The sequence below is a fragment of the Streptomyces sp. Ncost-T10-10d genome (genome assembly GCF_900091955.1).
Classification (GTDB): Bacteria; Actinomycetota; Actinomycetes; order Streptomycetales; family Streptomycetaceae; genus Streptomyces.
In genome coordinates this window covers 13,535-25,803 of record NZ_FMDF01000053.1, presented here as the reverse complement: position 1 = coordinate 25,803, position 12,269 = coordinate 13,535, and the positions used below count along the sequence as shown (strand labels likewise).

The 12,269-nt window shown below is 71.5% G+C and carries 9 protein-coding genes; 7 read left to right on the top strand and 2 right to left on the bottom strand.

Translation table 11 applies throughout. The features are described from left to right. Window positions 1–45: 45 nt before the first annotated feature. Window positions 46–2,190: a primosomal protein N' gene (locus GA0115254_RS07445; RefSeq protein WP_093894499.1), complete on the top strand. Its 2,145-nt coding sequence runs from the start codon at window positions 46–48 to the stop codon at window positions 2,188–2,190. Window positions 2,191–2,270: 80 nt separating this feature from the next. On the opposite strand, the gene GA0115254_RS07440 is transcribed toward GA0115254_RS07445, so the two are convergent. Further along, window positions 2,271–2,819: a hypothetical protein gene (locus GA0115254_RS07440; protein WP_093894498.1), complete on the bottom strand. Its 549-nt coding sequence runs from the start codon at window positions 2,817–2,819 to the stop codon at window positions 2,271–2,273. Between the two features lie 231 nt (window positions 2,820–3,050). On the opposite strand from GA0115254_RS07440, the gene fmt reads away from it, so the two are divergent. The 4 genes from fmt to GA0115254_RS07420 all read left to right on the top strand — a co-directional run bounded on the left by fmt (window position 3,051) and on the right by GA0115254_RS07420 (window position 7,671). Then, window positions 3,051–3,983, top strand: coding sequence for a methionyl-tRNA formyltransferase (gene fmt / locus GA0115254_RS07435; protein WP_093894497.1), 933 nt, complete (start codon window positions 3,051–3,053; stop codon window positions 3,981–3,983). A gap of 69 nt (window positions 3,984–4,052) precedes the next feature. Then, window positions 4,053–5,486 carry an RsmB/NOP family class I SAM-dependent RNA methyltransferase gene (locus GA0115254_RS07430; RefSeq protein WP_093894496.1) on the top strand — a complete coding sequence of 478 codons (1,434 nt, stop codon included), beginning with the start codon at window positions 4,053–4,055 and terminating at the stop codon, window positions 5,484–5,486. Between the two features lie 319 nt (window positions 5,487–5,805). Next, window positions 5,806–6,489, top strand: a complete 684-nt coding sequence (gene rpe / locus GA0115254_RS07425; protein ID WP_093894495.1) for a ribulose-phosphate 3-epimerase — start codon at window positions 5,806–5,808, stop codon at window positions 6,487–6,489. 165 nt (window positions 6,490–6,654) lie between these two features. Further along, window positions 6,655–7,671, top strand: a complete 1,017-nt coding sequence (locus tag GA0115254_RS07420; RefSeq protein ID WP_093894494.1) for a sugar-binding transcriptional regulator — start codon at window positions 6,655–6,657, stop codon at window positions 7,669–7,671. A 138-nt stretch (window positions 7,672–7,809) separates the two neighbouring features. Here GA0115254_RS07420 and GA0115254_RS07415 read toward each other — a convergent pair whose 3' ends face one another. Beyond that, complete coding sequence (locus GA0115254_RS07415) at window positions 7,810–8,832, bottom strand: terpene synthase family protein (protein WP_093894493.1); 1,023 nt, start codon at window positions 8,830–8,832, stop codon at window positions 7,810–7,812. 305 nt (window positions 8,833–9,137) lie between these two features. On the opposite strand from GA0115254_RS07415, the gene GA0115254_RS07410 reads away from it, so the two are divergent. Both GA0115254_RS07410 and GA0115254_RS07405 read left to right on the top strand, forming a co-directional pair. Beyond that, window positions 9,138–10,604: a GuaB1 family IMP dehydrogenase-related protein gene (locus GA0115254_RS07410; RefSeq protein WP_093894492.1), complete on the top strand. Its 1,467-nt coding sequence runs from the start codon at window positions 9,138–9,140 to the stop codon at window positions 10,602–10,604. A 197-nt stretch (window positions 10,605–10,801) separates the two neighbouring features. Then, a complete protein-coding gene (locus GA0115254_RS07405) occupies window positions 10,802–12,259 on the top strand; it encodes an aldehyde dehydrogenase family protein (protein WP_093894491.1) in 1,458 nt (485 codons plus the stop codon). The last annotated feature ends 10 nt before the right edge of the window (window positions 12,260–12,269 follow it).

Genomic DNA, 12,269 nt, shown 5'->3' with positions numbered 1-12,269 from the left:
CTTCCGCCGGGGCCGGTGTCAGTGGTGTCTGGTAGGAATTTGGCTGTGAGCAGCGAAAACGAGCGACCCGAGGACCCCGCGGGCGGGATCCCGGAGCAGCTTGCGCTCATTCGGGAGACGGTACGGAAGGCCGACGTGCCACGGGCCAAGCCGCGGACCTGGCGCGGCGCCGCGCTCGCCAAGGAGCTGCCCGTCGCCCGGGTGCTGGTCAACAAGGGCGTGCTCCATCTCGACCAGTACTTCGACTACGCCGTGCCCGAGGAGCTCGACGCCGACGCACAGCCCGGAGTGCGGGTGCGCGTGCGATTCGGGGCCGGGGGGCGCAACGTCCGCGGCGGGCGGCGTGAAGGAGGCGGCCTGATCGACGGGTTCCTCGTCGAGCGGCTCGCCGAATCGGACTACACAGGAGCCCTGGCCGCGCTCGCCTATGTCGTATCACCCGAACCGGTGCTGGGACCGGAGCTGCTGGCCCTCTCGCGGGCTGTCGCCGATCGTTACGCGGGCAGCCTCGCCGATGTGCTGCAGCTCGCCGTGCCGCCCAGGAACGGACGGGCCGAGTCCAAGCCCTCGCCCGAGCCCCTGCCACCGCCGCCCGCGCCGTCGGCGGGGAGCTGGGAGCGATACGCCCAGGGGCCCGCTTTCCTGCGGGCGCTGGCCGAGGGCGGTGCGCCCCGGGCCGTATGGACCGCGCTGCCCGGACCGCACTGGCCCCAGGAGATCGCCAGGGCCATGGCCGCGACGCTCGCGTCCGGGCGCGGTGCGCTGGTCGTCGCGCCGGACGGCCGGACCGCGGGGCGGGTGGACGCCGCGCTCACCGAGCTGCTCGGCGAGGGCCGCCACGCGCTGCTGACCGCCGACTCGGGACCGGAGAAGCGCTACCGGGAGTGGCTCGCCGTTCGGCGCGGTTCGGTGCGGGCGGTCGTCGGGACGAGGGCCGCGATGTTCGCACCCGTCGCCGATCTGGGCCTGGTCGCCGTCTGGGACGACGGGGACTCCAGCCACAGTGACGACAATGCCCCCTTCCCGCACGTCCGCGAGGTGCTCGAACTGCGGGCCGCGCACGGCCGGTGCGCATTCCTGCTCGGCGGTACGAACTGCACCGTGGAGGCCGCCCAGCTGGTGGAGAGCGGCTGGGCGCTGCCGCTGCGCGCGGACCGCGAGCAGCTGCGCATCGCGGCGCCCCTGGTGCGTACGGTCGGCGACGGGGAGCTGGCGCGGGACGGGGCCGCGAGGGCGGCCCGGCTGCCCAGCCTGGCCTGGCAGACAGTACGGGACGGGCTCCGCAGCGGTCCGGTCCTGGTCCAGGTGCCGCGCCGCGGATACGCACCGCGGCTGGCTTGCGAGCGCTGCCGTGAACCCGCCCGCTGCCGGCACTGCGCCGGACCGCTTCAGGCACCGGACCAGCGGGATCTCGACTGCGCATGGTGCGGGCGGGCCGAGACCGCCTGGCACTGCGTCGCCTGCGGCTCCCATCGGCTGCGGGCCCAGATCGTCGGTGCCCGCCGCACCGCCGAGGAGCTCGGCCGGGCGTTTCCCGCGGTACCGGTACGGACGTCGGGCCGCGACCATGTCCTGGACTCGGTGCCGGACACGCCGGCACTGGTCGTCAGCACCCCCGGCGCCGAACCCGTCGCCGAGGGCGGCTACGCGGCGGCGCTGCTGCTGGACGGCTGGGCGATGGTCGGGCGCCCCGACCTGCGGGCCGGCGAGGAGGCGCTGCGCCGCTGGACGGCCGCGGCCTCGCTCGTGAGGGGGCAGCCCGAGGGCGGCACGGTGGTGATCGTCGCCGAGCCGACGCTGCGGCCCGTGCAGGCCCTGGTGCGCTGGGACCCGGTCGGACACGCCCGCCGTGAGCTGGCGGAACGGGCCGAGCTAGGTTTCCCCCCGGTGTCCCGGATGGCCTCGGTGACCGGCTCGCCGGAGGCACTCGCCGCGTTTCTCGCGACCGCCGAACTGCCGCCGGAGGCCGAGGTGCTCGGCCCGGTCCCGGTGCCGGGCGCCGCGCCGGGCAGACCCCGCAGGCCCTGGGACGCACCGCCGGGGGAGTCCTGGGAGCGGGCGCTGCTCAGGGTGCCGCCGGGGAGCGGGGCGGCGCTTGCGGCCGCGCTGAAGGCGGCGCAGGCGGCGCGGATGTCCCGGGGAGGCGGCGCGCAGGTCCGGATCAGGGTGGATCCGCCGGACATCGGGTGACGGCCGGGCGGGTGAGGCCGGACCAGGAGACGCGGCTGCCCCGCCGTGCATCGGGCGCGGCGGGGCAGGGGGTGGCACGGTCAGCCGTTGCGTGGGCCGGGGAAGATGCCCGGGCGCACGTCCTCGCGCAGGGACGAGCGGTCCGCCGGCGGCTGCGGAGGCATGGAGCGTGCGGCAGGTACGGCGGGCAGCGCGGGCGCACCGGCGGAGCCGGGCGCAAGGGGCAGGGGGCGCGGCACCGCGGTCTCCGCGACGTCCTCGGCCGTTCCCGGCTGCCGGGCGTTGCGGCGGGCGCCGTAGCGGCGGTGCACCGCCTGCTTGGTGACCCCGAGCGCGGAGCCCACCGCGTCCCAGGAGAAGCCCAGCGAGCGGTCGAAGTCCACTGCCGCGGTGACCAGGGTCTCGACACTGTCCCGCAGCTCCTGGGCCAGCCTGACGGTGGGGGCCGGGGCCCTGCCGTAGACGACGAAGCCCGTGGACGGGCCGGAGCGGCGCGGACGGTAGACGTTGCCCAGTTGGGCGGTGAGCGTGCGCAGCGCGTCCACCTGCCGCCGGACCCGCTCGATGTCCCGCACCAACAGATGCAGGCTGGCCCGCGCTTGGGCGTCGTGGGTTGCGTGGTCGGCCATGAAGAAGCCTCTCGAACCGGCATGGAAAAAGGGATCGGGCCGCACCGTGGCGGCTCGCTTCGGTCAATCTCTCTTGACCAACGCGTCAGCCGGGGATCTGGTCACGGTGCAGGGGCGCGTGTGCATATCCAAGGGGCGCGCAGTCCTGCGTACGCCCCCCGGACGCCCGGCCCATAGACTTGTGCGTTGCTCGTCACCGTACGTTTCGGCCCGAGAGGCAGTCAGCCACCCATGAAGCTCGTCTTCGCAGGCACCCCCGAGGTAGCCGTACCCGCCCTGGACGCCCTGATCGCCTCCGACCGGCACGAGGTGGCCGCTGTCGTCACCCGGCCCGACGCCCCCGCCGGGCGAGGCCGCCGCCTGGTCGCCAGCCCCGTCGCCGAGCGCGCCGAGGAGGCCGGGATCGAGGTGCTGAAGCCCGCCCGGCCGCGCGACGAGGACTTCCTGGCACGGCTGCGGGAGATCGGCCCGGATTGCTGTCCGGTCGTCGCCTACGGAGCGCTGCTGCCCAAGACCACGCTCGACGTGCCGGCCCGCGGCTGGGTCAACCTCCACTTCTCGCTGCTGCCCGCCTGGCGCGGCGCGGCCCCCGTACAGCACGCGATCATGGCCGGGGACGAGGTGACCGGTGCATCGACCTTCCTGATCGAGGAGGGGCTCGACTCCGGCCCGGTGTACGGCGTCCTCACCGAAGAGGTACGGCCCACCGACACCAGCGGTGACCTGCTCACCCGGCTGGCGTTCGCGGGTGCGGGGCTGCTCGTCGCGACCATGGACGGCATCGAGGACGGCACGCTGCACGCCGTACCGCAGCCCGCCGAGGGGGTCACCCTCGCACCGAAGATCACCGTCGAGGACGCCCAGGTGCAGTGGTCCGCCCCTGCCCTGCGGGTCGACCGGGTGGTGCGCGGCTGCACTCCCGCTCCCGGGGCGTGGACGCTGTTCCGCGGAGAGCGGCTGAAGCTGATCCAGGCGGCGGCCGTGCTGGACCGTGCCGATCTGGCGCCCGGCGAGCTGTCGGCGGCGAAGAACAATGTGTACGTGGGCACCGGATCGCACGCCGTCGAGCTGCTCTGGGTCCAGCCGCAGGGCAAGAAGCCGATGCGGGCCGCGGACTGGGCCCGCGGGGTGCGGATCGTCCACGGCGAGCTCCTGGGGATCTAGTGCTGTGACCGGGGCGGCGACGTAGGCTGGGAGGGTTCGCCCTCTCACCATCAGCGGAGCACCTTTCACGTGAACGACCAGCAGCGTCGCCGTCCCGCCAAGCCGCATCGCCGCCCCAAGAAGGACCCCGTCCGGTTCCTCGCCTTCGAAGCGCTCAGGGCCGTCGACGAACGCGATGCGTACGCCAACCTCGTCCTTCCCCCGCTGCTGAAGAAGGCCCGCGCCAAGGGAGACTTCGACAACAGGGACGCGGCGCTGGCGACCGAACTGGTCTACGGGACGCTGCGCCGCCAGGGGACGTACGACGCGATCGTCGCAGCCTGCATCGACCGGCCGCTGCGCGAGGTCGACCCGCCGGTCCTCGATGTGCTCAACATGGGCGTGCACCAGCTGCTCGGCACCCGTATCCCCACCCACGCAGCGGTCTCCGCCAGCGTGGAGCTGGCCCGTGTGGTGCTCGGCGAAGGGCGGGCCAAGTTCGTCAACGCCGTGCTGCGGAAGGTTGCCGCGGACGACCTCGACGGCTGGGTGGCGCGTGTCGCCCCGTCGTACGACGAGGACGCCGAGGACCACCTCGCGGTCGTGCACTCGCATCCGCGTTGGGTCGTGTCCGCGCTCTGGGACGCGCTGGGCGGCGGCCGTGCCGGGATCGAGGACCTCCTCGAAGCGGACAACGAACGGCCCGAGGTCACCCTGGTCGCCCGCCCCGGCCGCTCCACCACCGACGAACTGCTCACCGCCCTCGGTGACGAGAACGGCCTGCCCGGCCGCTGGTCGCCCTATGCCGTACGGATGGCGGAGGGCGGCGAGCCCGGCGCGCTGACCGCCGTGCAGGAGGGCCGGGCCGGGGTCCAGGACGAGGGCAGCCAGCTGGTGGCCGCCGCTCTCGCCAACGCACCGCTGGAGGGCAGTGACACCCGGTGGCTCGACGGCTGTGCGGGGCCCGGCGGCAAGGCCGCCCTGCTCGGCGCACTCGCCGCCGGACGCGGTGCCGCCCTGCTCGCCGCCGAGAAGCAGCCGCACCGGGCCCGCCTCGTGGAGCGCGCGCTGGCCGGCAACCCCGGGCCGTACCAGGTGATCACCGCTGACGGAACCCGCCCGCCGTGGCGGCCCGGCACCTTCGACCGGATCCTGATGGACGTCCCGTGCTCGGGCCTCGGAGCGCTGCGCCGCCGCCCGGAGGCACGCTGGCGGCGCCGCCCGGAGGACCTGGAGAGCTTCGCCCCGCTGCAGCGCGGTCTGCTGCGTGAGGCATTGAAGGCGGTACGGGTCGGCGGCATCGTCGGTTACGCGACCTGCTCACCGCATCTCGCGGAGACCCGGGTCGTCGTCGAGGACGTGCTCAAGGGGCGTGGCGACCGGCCGGTCGATGCGGAGTGGGTCGATGCCCGCCCGCTGATGCCGGGAGTGCCCGCGCTGGGTGACGGTCCCGACGTCCAGTTGTGGCCGCATCTGCACGGCACCGACGCGATGTATCTGGCACTGCTGCGCCGGACCGCCTGAGGCAGGCCGGGGGCCGCGCGCGGCCGGTGGGGCGGTCAGGGCCCGAGGCAGGTGCGAACGCACGCGGGTACTGGCCGCCGCCGGGACCGGCCACCCGCCGGACTCGCTGTCCCGTCCGTCGGCGGAAGACCTTCCGCCGCCTGCCGGCAGCAGGCCCCCCGCCTCAGGGCCCCGTACCGCCCCCCGAAGGGCCCGACGCGGGCTGAAACGCCCGTATCGCACGGCCGGGAGGCCTGGATTCCGCGAACTGTAATGATCCCGTGAGGCTTTGGCCCGCACCAGGGCGGGGAAGCGGCGCGGAACATGGCAGGCTTGGCACATGGCCCAGATCAACCCCAGCATCCTGTCCGCCGACTTCGCCCGTCTCGCCGAGGAGGCGAAGGCAGTCGAAGGTGCCGACTGGCTCCACGTCGATGTGATGGACAACCACTTTGTGCCCAATCTGACCCTCGGCGTGCCGATCGTGGAATCGCTCAGCCGGGCCACGGACACTCCGTTGGACTGCCATCTGATGATCGAGGACCCGGACCGCTGGGCGCCGCAGTACGTCGAGGCGGGCGCCGGTTCCGTCACCTTCCACGTGGAGGCCGCGGCAGCCCCCGTACGGCTGGCGCGGGAGATCCGGGCCAAGGGCGCCCGCGCCTCCATGGCGCTCAAGCCCGCGACGCCCATCGAGCCGTACGAGGACCTGCTCCCCGAACTCGACATGCTGCTGATCATGACGGTGGAGCCGGGCTTCGGCGGCCAGGCTTTCCTGGACATCATGCTGCCGAAGATCCGCCGCACCCGTGAGCTGATCTCCAAGCACGGCCTCGAACTGTGGCTCCAGATCGACGGCGGTGTCTCCGAGTCCACCATCGAGCGGTGCGCCGAGGCCGGTGCGGATGTCTTCGTCGCGGGTTCGGCGGTGTACGGGGCCGAGGACCCGGCCGAAGCGGTGCGCGCCCTGCGCGCCACGGCGGAAGCGGCCACCGCCTCGGCGGCCTGGGCGTGCCGCCACTGAGGCCGGAACCGGCGCCGGAACCCGCTCCTGCCCCCCGATTGCAGGTCGGCCCGGCCAAGGGCAGATGAACGCGGTCCGACGGGACCGATCAAGGATCGCCGGATCTGACAGGATGAACGGCGTATCGAGAGTGTGAACAGCAGTGAGGAGATCGCGGTGTCTGCAATGTCGGCGGGACGGTCCGCCCTGCGGATGGGGCCCGCGGAGCTGGTGCAGGCGGCGGCCATGGCCCGCCGCTTCTACCTCGAAGGAAAGTCGAAGATCCAGATCGCCGAGGAGTTCGGCGTCAGCCGCTTCAAGGTGGCCCGGGTCCTGGAGACGGCTCTGGAGCGCGACCTCGTACGGATCGAGATCCGCGTCCCGGCCGAACTGGACGCCGAGCGCTCCGACGCGCTCAGGGCCCGCTACGGGCTGCGTCACGCGGTCGTCGTCGAATCTCCGGCGGAGGAGCAGGACGACGCACCGGATCCGGAGAACCTGGGTGAGGTCGCGGCGGATCTCCTCGGAGAACTGGTGAACGAGGGCGATGTGCTCGGACTGGCCTGGGGCCGGTCCACCATCCACATGGCGGCGGCGCTCGACCGGCTGCCGCCGTGCACGGTCGTGCAGCTCACCGGGGTGTACGACGCGGGGACGGCCGAGCGCGGCTCGGTCGAGGCGGTCCGGCGGGCCGCTCAGGTGGCCGGCGGTGAGGCCCACCCGATCTACGCGCCGATGCTGCTGCCCGACCCGGCCACGGCGGCCGCGCTCCGCCACCAGACCGGTATCGCCCGCGCCTTCGAGTACTTCGACAAGGTGACGGTCGCCGCGGTGTCCATCGGCTCCTGGGAGCCGGGCATCTCCACCGTCCACGACATGCTCACCGACGAGGAGCGGGCGCACTACGCGTCGCTCGGCGTCGCCGCCGAGATGTCCGCCCACCTCTTCGACACGGAGGGGCGGCGGGTCGGCCGGGACCTGGGGGAGCGATGCATCACGGTCGAGGCCGACCGGCTGCGCCGGATCCCCGAGGTGGTGGCGATCGCGGGCGGCCAGCGGAAGGCTGCGGCGATCGGGGCGGTGCTGCGGTCCGGGCTCGTCACCAGCCTGGTGACGGACACGGCGGCGGCCGACTATCTGCTGACCGAGTCGCCGGCGCCGCGGCGGCCGGCGCTGGAACGGGCGGATCCGGACGGGGCCTGAGCGGGTGACGGGGGCGGGCAGCGGTGGTCGCGGTGACCGTTGCCGTCGCCGCCCGGTGGCCGCTGTGTCCTCAACCGCCGGACGGGTTGATTCTGCCGCCCGGCGATTGAGTGGGTCTTGACCGACGAGTCCGGTGGTTCAGTCCCGGGCCACGCCCAGGACCGTTGCCTCCAGGTACTCTTCCGGCTCCTCGTACTGGCTCACATCGGCCGGGTTGTAGCGGGGGGTCTGCCGTGACCAGTCCAGGTTGCCGCGCATCCAGCTCCGCATCCCGTCCAGGTACGGTGCGAGCATCCAGGACAGCTGTGGGTACGCGGCCAGCAGCTCGGCCTCGGCGGTGAGGAACCGCTCCGTCTCCGTGGCGATCTCCGCGCAGACGTGTTCGAGCGCCTGCTGCTTGCCGTATCCGCGATGGTGCCGGACCAGATGGACGAGATTGTGGATCTCGCCGAGCACCTGCTCCTTCTCGTAGGAGTACACGTCGTTGGCCCAGCACACGACATTGCACGACGCTTCCAGCGCGGCGATGAACCGGGAGTCGTTGTGGATCGACTCGGGAGCCTCGATCCCGGCCACGGTCTCTATCAGGTCCATGCAGACATGTATCGCGCCGGTGTGGCGACGCTTGGCGATGTACGTCTCCTCGGACGGCACCACCCCTGCGGCCCGGTTCCCGGCCTCCCAGGTGGTGGCCGTCGTGAGATAGGTGGTGAGGTGCCAGCCGAACCGGGTGCGCCAGTGCGCGGCCGCGGTCGGCGTCGTCCGTTCCCACAGATCGACCAGGGCGACCACAGCGGCGGGAAGGTCCTCGTCCGGCAGGGTGCCGGAACCGGTGCCCTCGATCACGGACCGCATCACCGCGACCACGTCCCGCACCCGCTCGGGGCTGCGGCCCAGGTGACCGTCGTCGAGCTGGTCGTCGACGAGAAACAGCCATACGAACCAGTCGGCGACGAGGTCGAGATCCTTGCTGTCGGCGGTCGGATACACCATGCCGACGAACGCTCCGAAGTCCGCTTGCTCGAAGCGCTCCCTGGCTGAATCCCGGTGTACCAGACCGGTGTTGCGGATCCAGCTGTCGAGGTGGACCCGGGTGTGCCCGACGTGCGGATTCGTCCGCTGGGGGAACGGGCAGTAGATGTCCGGCAGTTCGCTCTCCACGGGTGGGTCGTGATCCTCTCCGGTCGTACGTGTGACGGAAGTTGTGACCGTCCGCCAGTTCCTCCGGGGCGTAGTCGTGACCCACGGGACCTGCGGGTTTGAAGCTACCCGACCCCTTGTCATCAGGTCCAGGGAAGATGATCGCGAATGATTCGGATGCCGTACGGGTAGGGTCCGCGGGAAAGGCAGGTTCCACTTGCCCGGACTCCCGCTCCGTTCCTTTGGAGGAACGTACGGACGTGGGGGCTGTTTGCTGTGTCTTCCTGGAAGCGACCTGCTCCGTTTCGTATGAAAAAATGAGCGTTATGCGCTTTCTTGAGCCCGGCACTGGTCGCTACACAGACTCCCCCTCGGTCCCGTACGACCTCACGTACGACGATGTCTTCATGGTTCCGGGTCGTTCGGCGGTCGGATCCCGCCAGGGTGTCGACCTTTCCTCGCCGGACGGCAGCGGCACCACCATCCCGCTCGTCGTCGCGAACATGACGGCCATCGCGGGCCGTCGGATGGCTGAAACGATCGCCCGCCGCGGCGGGCTCGTCGTCATCCCTCAGGACATCCCGATCGACGTCGTCACCGATGTCGTCTCCTGGGTGAAAACACGCCACCTCGTGCTCGACACGCCGATCGTGCTGGCCCCGGGCCAGACGGTCGCCGACGCCCTGTCCCTGCTGCCGAAACGCGCGCACGGCGCGGGTGTCGTCGTCGACGAGGAGCAGCGGCCCCTCGGTGTCGTGACCGACCACGACCTGACCGGCGTCGACCGCTTCACCCAGCTCTCCGAGGTCATGTCCAGGGATCTGGTGCTGCTCGACGCGGACATCGACCCGCGCGACGCGTTCAACAAGCTCGACGGCGCCCACCGCAAGCTCGCCCCGGCGGTCGACGCGGACGGCCGGCTCGTCGGCATCCTCACCCGTAAGGCCGCACTGCGCGCCACTCTGTACACCCCCGCCACCGACGCGGCCGGCAAGCTGCGGATCGCCGCCGCCGTCGGAATCAACGGCGATGTGGCCGGCAAGGCCAAGCAGCTCCTCGACGCGGGCGTCGACACGCTCGTCGTGGACACCGCCCACGGTCACCAGGAGTCCATGATCAGTGCGGTCAGGGCCGTCCGGGCGCTCGACCCGCAGGTGCCGATCGTCGCGGGCAACATCGTCGCCGCCGAGGGTGTGCGCGACCTCATCGAGGCCGGCGCCGACATCATCAAGGTCGGTGTCGGCCCCGGCGCCATGTGCACCACCCGGATGATGACCGGTGTGGGCCGGCCGCAGTTCTCCGCCGTCCTGGAGTGTGCCGCCGAGGCGAAGAAGTACGGCAAGCACGTCTGGGCGGACGGCGGCGTCCGTCACCCGCGCGATGTCGCCATGGCGCTCGCCGCGGGCGCGTCCAACGTGATGATCGGCTCCTGGTTCGCCGGTACGTACGAGTCGCCGGGTGACCTCCAGCAGTCCGCCGACGGCCGCTTCTACAAGGAGTCCTTCGGCATGGCGTCCGCGCGCGCCGTGAAGAACCGTACGTCGGACGAGTCGGCGTACGACCGTGCCCGCAAGGCGCTCTTCGAGGAGGGCATCTCCACCTCGAGGATGTTCCTCGACCCGGCCCGGCCCGGCGTCGAGGACCTGATCGACTCGATCATCGCGGGCGTCCGCTCCGCCTGCACGTACGCCGGCGCGGCCTCCCTGGAGGAGTTCGCCGAGAAGGCGGTCGTCGGGGTGCAGAGCGCCGCCGGTTACGCCGAGGGCAAGCCGCTGCACGCCAGCTGGAGTTGATTCCGGAGTTCCGCAACACCGTTGCCCCTCACGGCCGTTCGAGCCGTGAGGGGCAACGGTGTTTTCGGATGTCCTCGCGTGGCTCGGGGATGTCCGATTCCGGCCCTCGGATACCAAGGTGAACCGCTCCAACCACATTGAGATGTAAGTAATATGAAGCGCAATCAGCTGCCCGCCTCTCTGCGGTAAGGGATCTCATGTCCTTCTTCACCGACCTGGCCCATCAGTACATCGACGGAGAGTGGAGGCCGGGCAAGGGGTCCTGGGACATCATCGACTTCAATCCGTACAACGGGGAGAAGCTTGCCTCGATCACGGTTGCCACGGCCGCCGAGGTGGACCAGGCGTACCGGTCCGCCGAGGTCGCCCAGCGGGCGTGGGGCGACACCAATCCGTACGCCCGCCGGCTGGTGCTGGAGCGGGCGCTGCGCGTCGTCGAGGAGCGCGAACCCGAGATCAGCGAAGCGATCGTCGCGGAACTGGGCGGCACCCGGCTGAAGGCGGCCTTCGAGCTGCATCTCGCCAAGGAGTTCCTGCGGGAGTCGATCCAGCTCGCGCTGCGGCCCTCCGGGCAGATACTGCCCTCGCCGACCGAGGGCAAGGAGAACCGTGTCTACCGGGTGCCCGTCGGTGTCGTGGGTGTCATCAGCCCCTTCAACTTCCCGTTCCTGCTGTCCCTGAAGTCGGTCGCCCCCGCACTGGCGCTGGGCAACGCAGTGGTGCTCAAGCCGCACCAGAACACCCCGGTCTGCGGCGGCACGCTGGTGGCGAAGGTGTTCGAGGAGGCGGGGCTGCCGGCCGGGCTCCTGAACGTCGTGGTCACCGACATCGCGGAGATCGGGGACGCACTGCTGGAGCACCCCATTCCGCAGGTCATCTCCTTCACCGGTTCGGACAAGGTGGGACGGCACGTCGCCACGGTCTGCGCGGCGAACCTCAAGCGCGCCGTGCTCGAACTCGGCGGCAACAGCGCGCTCATCGTCCTCGACGACGCCGATCTGGACTACGCCGTGGACGCGGCCGTCTTCAGCCGGTACGTGCACCAGGGCCAGGTCTGCATGGCCGCGAACCGGATCCTGGTCGACCGCTCGGTGGAGAAGGAATTCACCGAGAAGTTCGTCGCCAAGGTCGCTTCGCTGCGGGTGGGGGACCCGGCCGACCCGGAGACCCAGATCGGCCCGCTGATCAACTCCTCGCAGGCCGAGGCCATTTCCTCGCTCGTCGACCAGACCGTCGAGGCCGGCGCGACGGCCCTGCTGCACGGCAGCGCCGAGGGCAATCTGGTGAGCCCGTCCGTGCTGACCGGTCTGGCCGCCGATTCCCCCGTCCTGTCCCAGGAGATCTTCGGTCCGGTCGCGCTCCTCGTGCCGTTCGACGGTGAGGACGAGGCGGTACGGATCGCCAACGACACCCCGTACGGTCTGAGCGGCGCGGTGCACACCGGCAACATCGAGCGCGGCGTACGGATCGGGCAGCGCATCCACACCGGCATGATCCACATCAACGACGGCACGGTCCACGACGAGCCCATCGTCCCGTTCGGCGGCGAGAAGAGCTCCGGCCTCGGCCGGCTGAACGGCGAGTCGATGGTCGAGGCCTTCACCACGCAGAAGTGGATCTCGGTGCAGCACGGCCGTTCGCAGTTCCCGTTCTGACCGGTCACCC